The following is a 17,743-nucleotide window of genomic DNA, read 5'->3' as shown; positions in this document are numbered from 1 at the left end:
ATAGCCGAGCGGCTGGAGCAGCAGCGAGACCGCCACCATCACCCAGCTGTAGGCGACGATCTGCTTGGCCACGACCTTGTTGGAGGCGAGGACCGGCAGCATCGGAACGCCCGCGCGCGCGTAGTCGTCCTTCACCTTCATGGAGAGCGGCCAGTAGTGCGGCGGCGTCCAGAAGAACATGACCCCGAAGAGGATGATCGGCGCCCACGACATGGAGTTCGTGACCGAAGACCAGCCGATGAGGACGGGCAGGCAGCCCGCGATGCCGCCCCACACGATGTTCTGCGCCGTACGACGCTTCAGGATCATCGTGTAGACGACTACGTAGAAGAGCAGTGCGCCCAGCGACAGCCAGGCGGACAGCCAGTTCACCGCGAAGCCGAACAGCAGCGTCGAGATCACCGCGAGGGCGATGCCGAACGCCAGGCATTCGTTCGGGCTGACCATGCCGGTGACCAGCGGACGCTGCGACGTGCGCTCCATGAGGGCGTCGATGTCGCGGTCGTACCACATGTTCAGGGCGTTGGCCCCGCCCGCCGACAGGTAACCGCCGACACAGGTGATCAGCACGAGCCAGAGGTCGGGCACACCCTGTTCGGCAAGGAACATCACCGGAACGGTGGTGATGAGGAGCAGTTCGATGATTCGCGGCTTGGTCAGCGCCACGAATGCCTTGACTCGGGCCCCGAACGGCCGCTGACCCCGGCTGCTGCTCGTGCTGCTCGTCCCGAGCGCTCCCGGTGGACGGGATTCGACGGCCGTCACGCACACCCCTGACAGAGACTCCAGCGAGCCCCCGTTGCGGACCACTTGATGTGAAGTCCCGGTAAAGGCTCGCGCGTACCACGCCACTCTAGACGTTGCCCATACCCAGCCCTTCGTGGGGGTGGGTCGTGTTGGCCCGCATGCCGTAACGCCCCTTCGCACCCCTCTCCCGGAGCCCTTCCGGATGAGCAATTCCGACCACGGATGAGCCCCCATCTGAGCAGCCGCGTATTCACGTGTCGAAAGCGCGTCGATCCCCGTCAGGAGGCGGATCCCGCAGACTCCCGGCAGTCTGGAATGACTCGAAAAAAGCACCTCCCAGCGAAGGTAGGCTCGACAACAGCCGGTGACAGACGTCACCGGCATGAGACATGTGGAGAGGAGCCCTGACCCAGGGTGAGCACCAAGCCGACCACCACAGACTTCGAGTGGACCGATGTGGACCAGCGGGCCGTTGACACCGCTCGTGTCCTGGCCGCCGACGCCGTACAGAAGGTCGGCAACGGCCATCCCGGTACGGCGATGAGCCTGGCCCCGGCCGCGTACACCCTCTTCCAGAAGGTGATGCGGCACGACCCGGCGGACGCCGACTGGGTCGGGCGGGACCGTTTCGTCCTGTCCGCGGGGCACTCGTCCCTGACCCTTTACATCCAGCTCTACCTGGCCGGCTTCGGCCTGGAGCTGGACGACCTGAAGGCGTTCCGTACCTGGGGCTCCAAGACGCCGGGCCACCCGGAGTACGGGCACACCACCGGCGTCGAGACCACCACGGGGCCGCTCGGCCAGGGTGTCGCCAACGCGGTGGGCATGGCCATGGCCGCCCGCTACGAGCGCGGTCTGTTCGACCCCGAGGCCGCTGCGGGCGAGAGCCCCTTCGACCACTACATCTACGCGATCGCCGGTGACGGCTGCCTTCAGGAGGGCATCTCCTCCGAGGCGTCGTCCATGGCCGGGCACCAGCAGCTCGGCAACCTGATCCTGCTGTGGGACGACAACCACATCTCGATCGAGGGCGACACCGAGACCGCGGTCTCCGAGGACACCTGCAAGCGCTACGAGGCCTACGGCTGGCACGTCCAGCGCGTCGAGCCGAAGGCCGACGGCGACCTCGACCCCGAGGCCCTGTTCAACGCCATCGAGGCCGCCAAGGCCGTGACGGACAAGCCGTCCTTCATCGCCCTGCGCTCGATCATCGCCTGGCCCGCCCCGAACGCGCAGAACACCGAGGCCGCGCACGGCTCGGCGCTCGGCGACGACGAGGTGGCCGCCACCAAGCGTGTCCTCGGCTTCGACCCGGAGCAGTCCTTCGAGGTCTCCGACGAGGTCATCGACCACACGCGCGGCGCCCTGGAGCGCGGCGCGCAGGCCAAGGCCGAGTGGGAGAAGTCGCTGCAGGAGTGGCGCACCGCCAACCCGGAGCGCGCCGCCGAGTTCGACCGGATCAACGCGGGCGAGCTGCCGGCCGGCTGGGAGGAGAAGCTCCCCGTCTTCGAGACCGGCAAGGCTGTCGCCACCCGCGCCGCCTCCGGCAAGGTCCTCCAGGCGCTCGGCGGTGTGATCCCCGAGCTGTGGGGCGGCTCCGCCGACCTCGCAGGCTCGAACAACACGACGATCGACAAGACGTCGTCGTTCCTGCCGAAGAGCAACCCGCTGCCGGAGGCCGACCCGTACGGCCGCACGATCCACTTCGGTATCCGTGAGCACTCCATGGCCGCGGAGATGAACGGCATCGCGCTGCACGGTCACACGCGCATCTACGGCGGCACCTTCCTGGTGTTCTCCGACTACATGCGCAACTCCGTGCGCCTGTCGGCCCTCATGTCGCTGCCCGTCACCTACGTGTGGACGCACGACTCCATCGGTCTCGGTGAGGACGGCCCGACGCACCAGCCGGTCGAGCACCTGGCCTCGCTGCGCGCCATCCCCGGCCTCAACGTCGTCCGCCCCGCGGACGCCAACGAGACGGCGATCGCCTGGCGCGAGATCCTCAAGCGCGGCAAGAAGGAGTACGAGGTCTCGCACCCGCACGGCCTGTCGCTGACCCGCCAGGGCGTGCCGACGTACGAGGCGAACGAGGACACCGTCAAGGGCGGCTACGTCCTCGTCGAGGCCTCCAAGGCCACGCCGGACCTGATCCTGATCGCCACCGGCTCCGAGGTGCACCTGGCCGTCGAGGCGCGCGAGCAGCTCGAGTCCGAGGGCATCGCCACCCGCGTCGTCTCGATGCCGTGTGTCGAGTGGTTCGACGAGCAGGAGCAGGGGTACCGGGACAGCGTCCTGCCGCCGTCGGTCAAGGCGCGCGTCGCTGTCGAGGCCGGGATCGGTCTGACCTGGCACCGCTTCGTCGGGGACGCCGGTCGCATCGTCTCGCTGGAGCACTTCGGCGCGTCCGCCGACGGCAAGGTCCTCTTCAAGGAGTTCGGCTTCACCGCGGAGAACGTGGCCGCGAAGGCCAAGGAATCTCTCGCCGCGGCCAAGCGCTGACGCCCATACACGACCTGTAGGAGATGCAATTTCCATGACAGACGCACTCAAGCGCCTCTCCGAAGAAGGCGTCGCGATCTGGCTGGACGACCTGTCGCGCAAGCGGATCACGTCCGGCAACCTCGCCGAACTGATCGACGAGCAGCACGTCGTAGGCGTCACCACCAATCCCTCGATCTTCCAGAAGGCGATCTCGCAGGGCGACGGTTACGAGCAGCAGCTCGCCGACCTCGCCGCTCGCAAGGTCACCGTGGAAGAGGCCGTCCGCATGATCACGACGGCGGACGTCCGCGACGCCGCCGACATCCTGCGCCCGGTCTTCGACGCGACGGGCGGCCAGGACGGCCGCGTGTCGATCGAGGTCGACCCGCGCCTGGCGCACAACACCAAGGCGACCGTCGCCGAGGCCCGCCAGCTCGCGTGGCTGGTGGACCGGCCGAACACGCTGATCAAGATCCCGGCGACCAAGGCGGGCCTGCCCGCGATCACCGAGACGATCGGCAACGGCATCAGCGTCAACGTCACGCTGATCTTCTCCCTCGAGCGCTACCGCGAGGTCATGGACGCCTACCTCGCCGGCCTGGAGAAGGCCAAGGCCAAGGGCCTGGACCTGTCCCAGATCCACTCGGTCGCGTCCTTCTTCGTGTCCCGCGTGGACGCGGAGATCGACAAGCGGATCGACGCCCTCGGCACGGACGACGCCAAGGCGGCGCGCGGCAAGGCCGCCCTCGCCAACGCCCGGCTCGCCTACGAGGCGTACGAAGAGGTGTTCGGCAGCGACCGCTGGGCCGCGCTCGACAAGGCGCAGGCCAACAAGCAGCGCCCGCTGTGGGCCTCGACGGGCGTCAAGGACAAGGCGTACAAGGACACCCTGTACGTCGACGAGCTGGTCGCCCCGAACACGGTGAACACCATGCCGGAGGCCACGCTCGAAGCGACGGCCGACCACGGCCAGATCACGGGGAACACCGTCGCGGGCACGTACGACCAGGCCCGCGCCGACCTCGAGGCCGTCGAGAAGCTGGGGATCTCGTACGACGAGGTCGTGCAGCTCCTGGAGGACGAGGGCGTCGAGAAGTTCGAGGCGTCCTGGAACGACCTGCTGAAGTCGACCGAGGCGGAGCTCAAGCGCCTCGCCCCCTCGGAGGGCTGATCCCTTGACCGCACACGGAGCGAACAGCAACCCGCTCCGTGACGCCGCCGACCGACGGCTCCCGCGCATCGCGGGGCCGTCGGGCCTGGTGATTTTCGGCGTTACGGGCGATTTGTCACGTAAGAAGCTGATGCCTGCCGTTTATGACCTCGCGAACCGGGGTCTGCTCCCGCCCGGCTTCTCGCTCATCGGGTTCGCCCGTCGCGAGTGGCAGGACGAGGACTTCGCGCAGGAAGTGCACGACGCGGTCAAGCAGCACGCGCGCACGCCGTTCCGCGAGGAGGTCTGGCAGCAGCTCATCCAGGGGATGCGCTTCGTCCAGGGCAACTTCGACGACGACGACGCGTTCGAGAACCTCAAGGAGACGATCAACGACCTCGACAAGTCGCAGGGCACGGGCGGCAACTTCGCGTTCTACCTCTCCGTACCGCCGAAGTTCTTCCCGAACGTGGTCCAGCAGCTGAAGAAGCACGGCCTCGCGGACGCGCCCGACGGCTCCTGGCGGCGCGCGGTCATCGAGAAGCCCTTCGGCCACGATCTCGCCTCCGCCCAGGATCTCAACGCGATCGTGCACGAGGTGTTCGACCCGGACCAGGTGTTCCGGATCGACCACTACCTCGGCAAGGAGACGGTGCAGAACATCCTGGCGCTGCGCTTCGCGAACCAGATGTTCGAGCCGATCTGGAACCGGTCGTACGTCGACCACATCCAGATCACGATGGCCGAGGACATCGGCATCGGCGGCCGCGCCGGCTATTACGACGGCATCGGCGCCGCCCGTGACGTCATCCAGAACCACCTGCTCCAGCTGATGGCGCTGACCGCGATGGAGGAGCCCGCCTCCTTCGACGCGGACGCGCTCGTCGCCGAGAAGGCCAAGGTGCTGGGCGCCGTGAAGCTGCCGAAGGACATCGGCAAGGACACAGTGTTCGCGCAGTACGCGGCCGGGTGGCAGGGCGGCGAGAAGGCCGTCGGCTACCTCCAGGAAGACGGCATCGACCCGAAGTCGAAGACCGACACGTACGCGGCCGTCAAGTTGGAGGTGGACAACCGCCGTTGGGCGGGCGTGCCCTTCTACCTGCGGACCGGTAAGCGTCTCGGCCGGCGCGTCACCGAGATCGCCGTCGTCTTCCAGCGGGCGCCGCACTCCCCCTTCGACCACACGGCGACGGAGGAGCTGGGGCAGAACGCGATCGTGATCCGCGTCCAGCCGGACGAGGGCATCACGGTCCGCTTCGGCTCGAAGGTGCCGGGCACGTCGATGGAGATCCGGGACGTCTCGATGGACTTCGCCTACGGCGAGTCCTTCACCGAGTCGAGCCCCGAGGCGTACGAACGGCTCATCCTGGACGTCCTGTTGGGCGACGCCAACCTCTTCCCGCGCACGGAGGAGGTCGAGCTGTCCTGGAACATCCTCGACCCGATCGAGGAGTACTGGGACAAGCACGGCAAGCCCGCGCAGTACCCGTCCGGCACGTGGGGGCCCGCCGAGGCGGACGAAATGCTCGCACGAGACGGACGGAGCTGGCGGCGCCCATGAAGATCGACCTGACGGACACCACGTCCAGCAAGATCAACAAAGCCCTGGTGAAGGGGCGCCGGGCGATCGGCACCCCCGCCGTCGGCATGGTGCTGACCCTCGTCATCGTCACCGACGAGGAGAACGCCTACGACGCCCTGAAGGCCGCCAACGAGGCCTCGCGCGAGCACCCCTCGCGCACCCTCGTGGTCATCAAGCGCATCTCGCGCTCGCCCCGCGACCGTACGAAGTCCCGGCTCGACGCCGAGGTTCGCGTGGGCGCCGAGGCGGGCACCGGCGAGACCGTCGTCCTGCGCCTGTACGGCGAGGTCGTCAACCACGCCCAGTCGGTCGTGCTCCCGTTGCTGCTGCCCGACGCCCCGACGGTCGTCTGGTGGCCCGTGGACGCGCCGCTGGACCCCGCGAACGACCCGCTGGGCGCCCTGGCCCAGCGCCGCGTCACGGACACGTACGCGGCCGAGCAGCCGGTTCACGAACTGGAGGCCAGGGCCGAGTCCTACGCCCCCGGGGACACGGACCTGTCCTGGACCCGGATCACGCCGTGGCGCTCGATGCTGGCCGCCGCGCTCGACCAGGTGACCTGTGACGTCACCTCGGTCGAGGTCGAGGGCGAGGAGTTCAACCCGAGCTGCGAGCTGCTCGCGATGTGGCTCGCGGACCGGCTCGACGTCCCCGTGCGGCGCAGCCTGTCGGCGGGCCCCGGCCTGACCGGCGTACGCCTGGAGTCCACCTGCGGCCCGATCGTCCTCGACCGGGCCGACGGCACCCTCGCCACGCTCTCCATCCAGGGCCAGCCGGACCGCGCGGTCGCGCTCAAGCGCCGCGAGACGTCCGAGCTGATCGCGGAGGAGCTGCGCCGGCTCGACCCGGACGACACGTACGCGGCCGCGCTGCGGTTCGGCGTGGACCGGCTGGGCGAGCCCGAGGACCAGACGACGGTGCCGGAGACGGTGTCGTCGGCGGCCTCGGCCGCTCCGGTGGCGGCGCCCGCCCAGAAGGCGGCCGCGAAGAAGGCACCGGCCAAGAAGGCCTCCACCAAGAAGGCCCCGGCCAGGAAGACAACGACGAAGTGAGCGCAGACAAGTGAGTGCAGCACCCCAACTCGTCGTCCACCGCGACAAGGAGCTGATGGCGCAGGCGGCCGCGGCCCGGCTGATCACCAAGATCGTCGACGCCCAGTCCGCCCGCGGCTCCGCCTCCGTCGTCCTGACGGGCGGCCGCAACGGCAACGGCCTGCTGGCCGCGCTGAAGGCGGCGCCCGCCCGGGACGCGATCGACTGGGGCCGCCTCGACCTGTGGTGGGGCGACGAACGGTTCCTGCCGGACGGCGACCCCGAGCGCAACTACACGCAGGCGAAGGAGGCGCTGCTCGACGCGGTGCCGCTCGACCCCACGCGCGTGCACCCCATGCCCGCGTCGGACGGTCCCTTCGAGGCGGACGCCGCGGCCGAGGCCTACGCGTCCGAGCTCGCCAACGCCGCGGGACCCGAGGACCACGGCCCCGTGCCGACCTTCGACGTCCTGATGCTCGGCGTCGGCCCGGACACGCACGTCGCGTCGCTCTTCCCGGAGCTTCCGGCGGTCCGCGAGACGGAGCGCACGGTCGTCGGCGTGCACGGCGCACCCAAGCCCCCGCCCACCCGCACCACGCTCACGCTCCCGGCGATCCGGGCCGCGCGCGAGGTGTGGCTGCTGGCCGCGGGCGAGGACAAGGCGAAGGCCGCGGCGATCGCGCTGTCCGGCGCGGGCGAGATCCAGGCCCCGGCGGCGGGCGCGTACGGCCGCTCGCGCACACTGTGGCTGCTCGACGCGGCCGCGGCGTCGCAACTGCCGCCGGAGCTGTATCCGCCGGCTGTCGCGTAACAGCGGCTTACGTAGTCGAAGGGCCCCGCTTCTTTAAGAAGTGGGGCCTTACGCGTACTGCGGCACCCGGTAGTCGGACCCGTCGTTCTCCCGTACGAGGAGGCCGTCCGTGACGCAGTAGCGGCGCAGCGCAGCCGTGTCGTCGTGGACCGTACGCAGCGCCTCGTTGACCTCGCGCTCGCTGTAGGTGCGCTCGGCGTCGAAGAGGGTGCCCGTGAGATGCACCAGCAGCTCGTGGCGGACGGCGGGCCGTACCGGTATGGCCGTCAGCCTGCCCCGGGAGAAGAATCCCGTGAGGTGACGCGGAACGCCCGTGGTGGGCTCGGGGGTCCGATGGCGGCGGAAGACCTCGGGCCCCGCACGCAACGAGCCGTCGTCGAGGCGCTCGACGAGGCCGGCGCCGATCAGCTTGCCGAGGTGCTTGCGCGCCACCGGGGAGTCGGCCTCGCGCGGCGGCAGGTCGTCGAGGACGATGCGCGCGTAAAGCCTGAGTCGTTCGGGGTCGGCGAGCGCCGACATGAGCTGATCCACAGGGTGCCTCCCGGCAGGGTCACGGACGGGCAGTCTCACCCGCCGGAAGGACTTTGCGCACCCCAATAATGCTTAACGTCCTCGCAGCTCCCGGTACTTCGCTACAAGCGCCTGCGTCGACGTGTCGAGCCCCGGTACGTCCTCGCCCTCGGTCAGCGCCGGCTGCACGCGCTTGGCGAGTACCTTGCCGAGTTCGACGCCCCACTGGTCGAAGGAGTCGATGTTCCAGACGGCGCCCTGCACGAACACCTTGTGTTCGTAGAGGGCGACCAACTGCCCGAGCACGGACGGCGTGAGGTCCTTCGCGAGAATCGTGGTCGTCGGGTGGTTGCCCTTGAACGTCTTGTGCGGCACCAGCTCCTCGGGCACCCCCTCGGCGCGCACCTCGTCGGGCGTCTTGCCGAACGCGAGCGCCTGGGTCTGCGCGAAGAAGTTCGCCATGAGGAGGTCGTGCTGGGCGACGAGCCCAGGCAGCAGATCGGCGACGGGCCCGGCGAAGCCGATGAAGTCCGCCGGGATCAACTTCGTTCCCTGGTGGATGAGTTGGTAGTAGGCGTGCTGCCCGTTCGTGCCCGGCGTGCCCCACACCACGGGGCCGGTCTGCCAGCGGACCTCCTCGCCGTTCCTCTGCACGTACTTGCCGTTCGACTCCATGTCGAGCTGCTGGAGGTACGCCGTGAACTTGGAGAGGTAGTGCGAGTACGGCAGCACGGCGTGCGACTGGGCGTCGTGGAAGTTGCCGTACCAGATGCCCAACAGGCCCATAAGGAGAGGCACGTTGGACTCGGCGGGTGCCGTGCGGAAGTGTTCGTCGACGAGGTGGAATCCGTCGAGCATCTCGCGGAAGCGGTCGGGGCCGATCGCGATCATCAGCGCCAGGCCGATCGCGGAGTCGTACGAATAACGTCCGCCGACCCAGTCCCAGAACTCGAACATGTTGGCCGTGTCGATGCCGAACTCCGACACCTTCTCGGCGTTCGTCGAAAGCGCCACGAAGTGCTTGGCGACGGCTTCCTGACCGGCCCTCAGCTCGGTGAGCAGCCAGTTGCGCGCGGACGTCGCGTTGGTGATCGTCTCGATGGTGGTGAAGGTCTTCGAGGCGATGACGAACAGCGTCTCGGCCGGGTCCAGGTCCCGTACGGCCTCGTGCAGATCGGCCCCGTCGACGTTCGACACGAAGCGGACGGTGAGGTCGCGGTCGGCGAAGGAGCGCAGCACCTCGTACGCCATCGCGGGCCCGAGGTCGGAGCCGCCGATGCCGATGTTGACGACGTTCCTGATCCGCTTGCCGGTGTGCCCGGTCCACTCCCCCGACCTGACCCGGTCGGCGAAGGCGGCCATCTTGTCGAGCACGGCGTGCACGCCCGGCACCACGTTCTCGCCGTCGACCTCGATCACGGCGTCACGCGGAGCGCGCAGCGCGGTGTGCAGGACGGCGCGGTCCTCGGTCGTATTGATCTTGTCGCCGCGGAACATGGCGTCGCGCAGGCCGAACACATCGGTCGCGGCGGCCAGCTCGCGCAACAGTCGCAGCGTCTCTTCGGTGACCAGGTGCTTGGAGTAGTCGACGTGCAGGTCACCGACCCGCAGCGTCCAGTCGGACCCGCGCGCGGGATCGGCCTCGAACAACTCCCGCAGCTGTACGTCGCCCAGCTGTTCGCGGTGCTTGACGAGCGCCTGCCATTCGGGCGTCTGGGTGAGTGCTGCCTGCTTGTCGGACGCGTTCATCTCGAACTTCAGCCTTCTCTCGTACCTGCGTACGTACGGTGCCCCGCTGCTCCCATCCAACCTAATTGATCAGGGTGAATCGGGCCTTTCCGCGGCCACACGAAAGAGGTACGGGAAAGGGCCGGGCACCTTCTCAAGTGCCCGGCCCTTTTCGGTCGGTCAGATCTCGCCCCGCAGTTTCGCGAGCGCCTCGGCGAGGATCGCCTCGCCGTCCGCGTCGCTGCGCCGCTCCCGCACGTAGGCCAGATGCGTCTTGTACGGCTCCGTACGCGGCGGGTCCGGCGGATTGTCCCGGTCCTGCCCGGCAGGGAAGCCGCAGCGCGGACAGTCCCAGGTCTCCGGCACCTGCGCGTCGGAGGCGAAGCTCGGCTGCGTCTCGTGCCCGTTCGAGCACCAGAAGGAGATGCGCAGGCGCGGCGCGGACTCGCCGCGCTCGGCCTCGCCCATCGGCCCCGCCCCGACCCGACTTCCTCGGATCGCGTTGCCACTTGCCACGGTCGTAACTCCCTGCGTGATGGTGCCGCGAAGCGTGTCGGCGTTCGCGCTTCGCCGCGGAGCGCCTCAGTCTACGTAAGGCCCAACGCGCGTCCAGTGCTTGGAGTTACATCGCTCCCCAGACGCAAGCCCCATGATAGGCCGCGTTGTTGAGCGCGTACCGAACATGGGGCTTTACGTGGGAGATATGCGGTTGTGGTGGGCCGGCCCGAAGGATCGGGACCCAAAAGTCAGTTGTTGATCTTCATCAGAATGCCGAGCACCACGATGCACGCGAACCACAGGAGACCGATCACGATCGTGATCCGGTCGAGGTTCCGCTCGGCGACCGAGGAGCCACCGACGGAGGACTGCATGCCGCCACCGAACATGTCGGAGAGGCCGCCACCCTTTCCCTTGTGCATGAGCACCAGGAGCATCAGCAGCAGGCTGAAGACGATCAGGGCGATCGAGAACCCCATAACCACGGCTGGACCAACTTCCTCGGAACTTTTCGGACGACGGGGCCGACGCTCGGTGATGAGCCTCGGCCCCGCCAGGGTACGACGTATGGCGGCTAGCGCCTACTCGCTGCTCGTGTCACTGCTCGTGGAAGCGAACGATCTTGACGAACTCGTCGGCGTCCAGCGAGGCGCCGCCGATCAGCGCGCCGTCGATGTCGGGCTTGGACATGATCTCCGCGACGTTGCCGGACTTCACCGAGCCGCCGTACTGGATGCGGATCTTGTCGGCGACGTCCTGCGAGTACAGCTCGGCGAGCTTGCCGCGGATGGCCGCGCAGACCTCCTGCGCGTCGTCGGCGCCGCACACCTTGCCGGTGCCGATGGCCCACACGGGCTCGTACGCGATGACGATGGTCTCGGCCTGCTCGGCAGGCAGGTCCTTGAGGCCGCCCTCGACCTGCGCGAGCGTGTGGGAGACGTGGTTGCCCGCCTCGCGGACGTCCAGCTCCTCACCGACGCACAGGATCGGCGTCAGGCCGTGCTTGTACGCGGCCTTCACCTTGCCGTTGACGATCTCGTCGGTCTCGTCGTGGTACTGCCGGCGCTCCGAGTGGCCGATCGCCACGAAGGTGCACTTGAGCTTGGCGAGCATCGGGCCGGAGATCTCACCGGTGTACGCGCCGGAGTCGTGCGCCGAGAGGTCCTGGGCGCCGTACTTGATCTTGAGCTTGTCGCCGTCGACCAGCGTCTGCACGGAGCGCAGGTCGGTGAACGGCGGCAGGACGGCGACCTCGACGGAATCGTAGTCCTTGTCCGCGAGAGCGAAGGCGAGCTTCTGGACGTGCGCGATGGCCTCGAGGTGGTTGAGGTTCATCTTCCAGTTGCCCGCCATCAGCGGCGTGCGGCCCTGTACGGGAGCAGTCATGCGGGGTCAGTCCTCCAGTGCGGCGAGACCGGGCAGCGTCTTGCCCTCGAGGTACTCGAGGGAGGCGCCACCGCCGGTCGAGATGTGGCCGAATGCCTTCTCGTCGAAGCCCAGGGTACGGACCGCCGCGGCGGAGTCTCCGCCACCCACCACGGTGAAGCCGGGAGCGTCGATGAGGGCCTGGGCGACCGCCTTGGTGCCCTCGGCGTAGTCGGGGTGCTCGAAGACGCCCATCGGGCCGTTCCAGAACACGGTCTCGGCGTCGGCGAGCTTCGAGGCGTACAGCTTGCGGGTCTCGGGGCCGATGTCCAGGCCCTCCTGGTCGGCCGGGATGGCGTCCGCGGCGACGGTGGTGGGGTTGGCCGGGGCCTTGGTCTTGAGGTCAGGGAACTCGCCCGAGACCAGGACGTCGACCGGGAGCACGAGCTCCACGCCGTTCTTCTCGGCGCGCTCCATGTACTCGGTGACGGTCGGGATCTGGTCCTCCTGGAGGAGCGAGATGCCGACCTCGTAGCCCTTGGCCTTGAGGAAGGTGTACGCCATGCCGCCGCCGATGAGGAGACGGTCGGCCTTGCCGAGCAGCTGGTCGATGACGGCCAGCTTGTCGGAGACCTTGGCGCCGCCGAGCGCGACCACGTAGGGGCGCTTCACGTCGTCGGTGAGCTTCTTGAGGACGCCGACCTCGGTGGCGATGAGGAACCCGGCGTAGTGCGGCAGCCGCTTCGGCAGGTCGTACACGGAGGCGTGCTTGCGGTGCACGGCGCCGAAACCGTCGCCTACGTAGACGTCGGCAAGGTTCGCGAGCTGCTCGGCGAAGTCGCCGCGCTCGGCGTCGTCCTTGCTCGTCTCGCCGGCGTTGAAGCGCAGGTTCTCGATGACGGCGACCTGGCCGGGCTCCAGGCCGTCCACGGCCTCGTTGGCCGCGGGGCCGACCGTGTCCTGGGCGAACGCGACCGGCTTGCCGAGCAGCTCACCGAGGCGCTCGGCGGCGGGCAGCAGCGAGAACTGCGGGTCCGGGGCGCCCTTCGGACGGCCCAGGTGGGAGGCGACGATCACCTTGGCGCCCGCGTCGGCCAGGGCCTTGACGGTCGGCAGGACGGCGCGGATGCGGCCGTCGTCGGTGATGAGGCCGTCGGCCAGCGGCACGTTGAGGTCGGCGCGGACGAACACCCGCTTCCCGTCGACCCCTTCGGCGAGAAGTTCCTCAATCGTCTTCATGGATGGGCTCCTTGAGAGGGCTGGTCGTGCACGTTCTTGAAGGCGAGCCTTGAAGGCTGAACCGTGGCGGCTGACGCGCGAAGGGTCCGGACTGTCGCGCGGCATCGCGCGGGTCCGGACCCTTCGCTCACATCTGAGTGCCTTGCTGCTCCAGAACCTTAGAGGTTCAGAGCTGGCCGCCGACGAAGACCGTGAGGTCGACGAGACGGTTGGAGTAGCCCCACTCGTTGTCGTACCAGCCGAGGATCTTCACCGAGTTGCCCTCCTGGACCATGGTCAGGGAGGAGTCGAAGGTGCAGGAAGCCGGCTCGCCGACGATGTCCGAGGACACGATCGGGTCCTCGGTGTAGTACAGGATGCCCTTGAGCTCGCCGTCCGCGGCCTTCTTGAACGCGGCGTTGACCTCTTCCTTGGTGGTCTCGCGCTGGAGCTCCACGACCAGGTCGGTGGCCGAGCCGGTCGGGACCGGGACGCGCATCGCGATGCCGTCGAGCTTGCCCTTGAGCTGCGGCAGGACCAGGGCGGTGGCCTTGGCGGCACCCGTCGTGGTCGGGATGATGTTCTCCGCGGCGGCACGCGCGCGACGCAGGTCGCTGTGCGGGAAGTCCAGGATGCGCTGGTCGTTCGTGTACGCGTGAACCGTCGTCATCAGGCCACGGTTGATGCCGAAGTTCTCGTCGAGAACCTTCGCCATCGGCGCCACACAGTTGGTGGTGCACGACGCGTTGGAGATGACGTGGTGGTTCGCCGGGTCGTACTGGTCCTGGTTGACGCCCATCACGATGGTGATGTCCTCTTCCTTGGCCGGAGCCGAGATGAGGACCTTCTTGGCGCCGCCGGCGATGTGCTTCTCGGCGTCGGCCTTCTTCGTGAAGATGCCCGTGGACTCGATCACGATGTCGACACCCAGCTGGCCCCACGGAATGTCGGCGGGGTTGCGCTCGGACAGCACCTTGATGGTGTGACCGTCGACCGTGATGGTGTCCTCGGTGTGCGACACCTCGGCCTTGAGACGGCCCAGGATGGTGTCGTACTTCAGAAGGTGTGCGGTGGTCGCGGTGTCACCCAGGTCGTTGACAGCCACGATCTCGATGTCTGCACCCTGGTCAAGGAGGGCGCGGAAATAATTGCGACCGATGCGGCCAAAGCCGTTGATGCCTACGCGGATCGTCACGAACCGATCTCCTCGTTGGTACGCCGGAGTATCGACGCCGGCGAGATTTATTTGGGATGTCCCCGACCGCCTCCGACCCTACCTCCCATAAGCGCTTGGGGTGACATCGAGCGACTCCATGCAGGACACAGCGACCCGTACTCGTGAGTAACGTACGGGTCGCCGTGTATTTCGGGGGTAATTCAGACCCCGATCAGTCGCTAATTGAGCGCAGGGCCTTTCTGATGAGCGCATTTCTGTCGGCTGCCGCGGTGACATGTTCCAGACCGAATCCGAGGAGCACGGTGTCCGGCGTGCTGATCGCCCCGTAGGTCGTGAACAGGTCCTTGGCGAGCGCCCAGTCCTTCACGGCGGGCGGGCTGCCCGCGGGCGGTCCGGGGACGCTCCAGACGCCCAGGGACGTCTCGAAGCCCTCGGTCTCGGTGGCCTGCCCCCCGATGACGACGGAGGCGTTGTCGGCGCGCACTCCCTCGCCTCCGGTGCCGGGGTCGCTCACGTAACTCAGGGACACCTCGACGGACTTCCCGGCGTAGGCGCTCAGGTCGTACGTGACCGTCTTCCAGTCGTCCGAGGAGCCGGTGAGGCTGTTCCACTGGCCGGAGGTGCCGGAGTTGCCGCAGGCGGCGCCGCTCTGCGTCAGGTAGCGGGCGAGCGCCGGGTGGTCCTCGATGAAGAACCCGGCCTCGCACTCGGTGGGCACCTTGTTCGAGGTCAGACCGTCCTTGTCCGGCAGGGTCGTCCAGTCCTCCGCACCGGTCGTGTGCGCCTCCAGGAGCGCGTGGTCGTAGCCCGGTTCGGTGTCCCACAGGAGCTGCATCCGCAGGGACGGCTGCTGGGCCGCGGTGACCCCGGTGAGGTCGATGGTGCGGGTCAGACGCTTGTACGCGTCGTCCGTGTGGACGGCGGCCGCCATGCCCGCGCCTTCGTACTGGCCGGCTCCCGCGCTCTTGAACTGCGGCAGCGTGGCGGAGGTCGCCTCGTACAGGCCCGCGCCGTTCAGCGGGTTGCCGGGGGCGTCGCCGAGGGACGCGGCGACGCCGTCGAGGGCGCCCGAGCCGTCGAAGCGGGTCGCCACAGGTGCGGCCGTGCGCGAGTAGGCGCCCAGGTAGTACTGGCTGAAGTCGTTCGTCGTGGTGTCGCCGATGTCGACGGAGCCGCCCGCCTTCTCGCCGGCCTCGACGAGCTTGCCGCCCTCGTTCAGGTAGTCGCGCAGGGCGAGTTGGGTGGCGAGGGCCGGACGGTCGGCGCTCGTGTAGTGGACGACCGCCTTGAAGTGGCCGAGGACGGCGAGGGGGTCGGGAGCGCCCTGCTTCGCGACGTTCCAGACGACCGCGGAGTGGCCCGCCGCCTTGAGTGCGGCTACGTAGGCGGCCGATTGCACACCCGCGGCGTCGTTCTCCGCGACGACAAGCGTGTCGCCCTTGTCGCGCGCCGCGACGGTGTACGTGAAGTGCTCGCTACTAGTGCGCTTTCCGGATTTCGTGCGTCCCGTGAGCCACACCTCTACCTTGTCGCCGACATCCGCGTCCTCGACCTTCGCCCTATAGGCGTCGAAGTGCAGATTGTCTTCGCCTCCGTAGGTCTCGCCGCCCTTCCAGGCGCGCAATTCCTCATCGTGCGAACGGCCGCCATTGACGCGGTAGTTCAGCTCCTTGTCCCGCACGGACTTCCGCGCGATCACGGAGACTTCCTGGTCACCACCGCGGGCGTACGAAGTCGTGAACTTCGCCGGGGTGAAGTCGGGCGCCTCCATGCCGACCGCGGACGACGGCTGGTCCGGGTGCGAGGCGGTCTCGGCGACCGACATCGCGAAGGGGATGTTCTTCTGGAACTCGGCCTGGATGAGCTTCTCGTCGTCCGGGAACGTGAAGACCGACGCGCAGTCGGCGGCGTTCCACGCATCGTTCGGGTCGGCGTTCGAGACGGTCTGGCAGGTGCTCATCTCGGGCGTGAACATCGAGACGCCGTTGACGTTGCCCGCGTGCCCGTCGGCCTCACCGTTCGTCGTGTACAGCTCCGAGGAGACCTGCGGGTGGTAGCCGGGGATCGCGGAGTTCTCCGGGGTGCCGGCGAGCGCCTTGTAGAGCACGTCGTCCGGGGTCGGTGTGGCGACCTGCCAGCCCACTCCGTAGAGCAGCAGTTCGGCGGCCGAGTGGTAGTTGATGGCGTAGTCGAAGCCGACGCGCTTCTCGAAGGCGTCGACGGCCTTGGTCTCCGGCTCGGAGTTCGGGCCCGTGCCACGGTAGGTCTGGCTGGCGGGCTCGGGTGACGAACCCTCGTCGTCGTAGCCCCACTTGTAGGCGAAGTTGCGGTTGAGGTCGACGCCGTCGCCGGTGGTGTACTTGCCGTCGCCGTTGTTGTCGCGCATGTTCTTGCGCCACTGGCGGTTGGCCGCGTCCTTGAACGTCCAGTCGTAGCCGTCGGGGTTGGCGGAGAGGACGAACCACATCTCCGTGGAGTCGACGAGCTTCTTGACGCGCGCGTCCTTGGAGTAGTTGTCCACGTAGTGGTGCATCAGGCGGCGGGTCATCTCCGGGGTGATCCACTCGCGCGCGTGCTGGTTCGACATGTAGAGCACGGACGGCTTCGCGCCGTCCTTGGCCTTCTTGGCGCCCTTGCTGAGCTTGAGCGCGAGGATGTCCTGGCCCTGGACCGTCTTGCCGATGGAGACGACCTTGGTGAGGTCGGGGTGCTCCTGGCCGGTACGGAGGATCTCCTCCTGGAGGCCGCCCTTGCCGCTGTACGGGCGGAAGACGCCGTCGCCCGCGGCCTTCACGCGGGACGCGGCCTTGGCGGTCAGCTTGTGCTCGGTGAGCTCGACGCCCTTCTTACGAAGGCCCTCGGCCTGCTTGTCGGTGAGGTAGACCTCGACCTTCGACGTGCCCTTGTCGGGCGCGTGTTCGCCGAGTTCGTGGCCGTCCTGACCGGCCTGGAGGAGCAGCGGTATCTGCTCCTTCGACACCTCGGCGCGGAACACCTTGACGGCGTCCGCGCCTGAACTGTCCTTCGCCGGGCCGTCGTCCGCGTGGGCTACGGGTGCCAGTGCGGCGCCTCCCACCCCCAGAACAAGCGCTCCGACAGCGAGGATCGATCTCGCTCTTCGTCCCGCTCTTCGTCCTGCTCTTCGACGCATGAGCCCCCCTTGCAGTTGTCTGCCACGGTTGTGGCGTGATGCCGCAGAAGCGAACAAGCGCCAGAATCGTGACAGTTCATGGTCAAGTCAAGGGGGCCTTCAAGGGGGCCTCAACTCCCGTTCGCGGACGCGGAAAAGCCGGTGGCGGGGGGGGGGGGGGGGGGGCCCCGCCCCCCGGGGGGGGGGGGGGGGGGGGGGGCGCCCCCCGGCGGGGGGGGGGCGGGGGGGGGGGGTGGGGAGTTGTGGTGGGCGGTTGGTTGCCCGAGGCGGTGGCGGTCGACCGCGGCGGGT

The 17,743-nt window shown here is 68.3% G+C and carries 14 protein-coding genes; 5 read left to right on the top strand and 9 right to left on the bottom strand.

The annotated features are described in order from the left end of the window. Window positions 1-771: heme o synthase (locus ACYSUO_RS41795; protein WP_461781435.1), on the bottom strand; the 771-nt coding region annotated here is incomplete at its 3' end. A gap of 390 nt (window positions 772-1,161) precedes the next feature. Here ACYSUO_RS41795 and tkt point away from each other — a divergent pair. The 5 genes from tkt to pgl are packed head-to-tail and all read left to right on the top strand — an operon-like array spanning window position 1,162 to window position 7,805. Beyond that, window positions 1,162-3,249 carry a transketolase gene (gene tkt / locus ACYSUO_RS41790; RefSeq protein WP_461781433.1) on the top strand — a complete coding sequence of 696 codons (2,088 nt, stop codon included), beginning with the start codon at window positions 1,162-1,164 and terminating at the stop codon, window positions 3,247-3,249. A 34-nt stretch (window positions 3,250-3,283) separates the two neighbouring features. Beyond that, entirely contained in the window at window positions 3,284-4,402 is a 1,119-nt protein-coding gene (gene tal, locus ACYSUO_RS41785; protein ID WP_461781432.1) for a transaldolase, read from the top strand. Window positions 4,403-4,406: 4 nt separating this feature from the next. Continuing rightward, window positions 4,407-5,942, top strand: coding sequence for a glucose-6-phosphate dehydrogenase (gene zwf / locus ACYSUO_RS41780; protein ID WP_461781431.1), 1,536 nt, complete (start codon window positions 4,407-4,409; stop codon window positions 5,940-5,942). Further along, entirely contained in the window at window positions 5,939-7,015 is a 1,077-nt protein-coding gene (gene opcA / locus ACYSUO_RS41775; protein ID WP_461781430.1) for a glucose-6-phosphate dehydrogenase assembly protein OpcA, read from the top strand. The genes zwf and opcA overlap by 4 nt, the downstream gene beginning before the upstream one ends. Before the next feature lie 10 nt (window positions 7,016-7,025). After that, the gene (gene pgl, locus ACYSUO_RS41770; RefSeq protein WP_461781429.1) at window positions 7,026-7,805 is read left to right on the top strand and encodes a 6-phosphogluconolactonase; all 780 of its coding nucleotides are present in this window, start codon (window positions 7,026-7,028) and stop codon (window positions 7,803-7,805) included. 48 nt (window positions 7,806-7,853) lie between these two features. On the opposite strand, the gene ACYSUO_RS41765 is transcribed toward pgl, so the two are convergent. The 8 genes from ACYSUO_RS41765 to ACYSUO_RS41730 form a co-directional block, all read right to left on the bottom strand. Continuing rightward, the gene (locus ACYSUO_RS41765) at window positions 7,854-8,075 is read right to left on the bottom strand and encodes a DUF2087 domain-containing protein (protein ID WP_266725553.1); all 222 of its coding nucleotides are present in this window, start codon (window positions 8,073-8,075) and stop codon (window positions 7,854-7,856) included. Between the two features lie 333 nt (window positions 8,076-8,408). Beyond that, window positions 8,409-10,064, bottom strand: coding sequence for a glucose-6-phosphate isomerase (pgi, locus tag ACYSUO_RS41760; RefSeq protein ID WP_461781428.1), 1,656 nt, complete (start codon window positions 10,062-10,064; stop codon window positions 8,409-8,411). A gap of 159 nt (window positions 10,065-10,223) precedes the next feature. After that, complete coding sequence (locus tag ACYSUO_RS41755; protein WP_003976875.1) at window positions 10,224-10,559, bottom strand: RNA polymerase-binding protein RbpA; 336 nt, start codon at window positions 10,557-10,559, stop codon at window positions 10,224-10,226. A 230-nt stretch (window positions 10,560-10,789) separates the two neighbouring features. Next, complete coding sequence (gene secG / locus ACYSUO_RS41750; RefSeq protein ID WP_018533286.1) at window positions 10,790-11,020, bottom strand: preprotein translocase subunit SecG; 231 nt, start codon at window positions 11,018-11,020, stop codon at window positions 10,790-10,792. Between the two features lie 118 nt (window positions 11,021-11,138). Beyond that, window positions 11,139-11,894, bottom strand: coding sequence for a triose-phosphate isomerase (tpiA, locus tag ACYSUO_RS41745; protein ID WP_461781434.1), 756 nt, complete (start codon window positions 11,892-11,894; stop codon window positions 11,139-11,141). Between the two features lie 39 nt (window positions 11,895-11,933). After that, window positions 11,934-13,145, bottom strand: coding sequence for a phosphoglycerate kinase (locus tag ACYSUO_RS41740; protein WP_461781427.1), 1,212 nt, complete (start codon window positions 13,143-13,145; stop codon window positions 11,934-11,936). A 166-nt stretch (window positions 13,146-13,311) separates the two neighbouring features. Then, the gene (gene gap / locus ACYSUO_RS41735; protein WP_426904244.1) at window positions 13,312-14,319 is read right to left on the bottom strand and encodes a type I glyceraldehyde-3-phosphate dehydrogenase; all 1,008 of its coding nucleotides are present in this window, start codon (window positions 14,317-14,319) and stop codon (window positions 13,312-13,314) included. Window positions 14,320-14,512: 193 nt separating this feature from the next. After that, window positions 14,513-17,452: a M14 family metallopeptidase gene (locus ACYSUO_RS41730; RefSeq protein ID WP_461781426.1), complete on the bottom strand. Its 2,940-nt coding sequence runs from the start codon at window positions 17,450-17,452 to the stop codon at window positions 14,513-14,515. Window positions 17,453-17,743: the final 291 nt, after the last annotated feature.

This window comes from Streptomyces sp. UC4497 (assembly GCF_054871485.1).
Note: the sequence above shows the minus strand (reverse complement) of the source record. Positions and strands in the feature narration are given on the sequence as shown.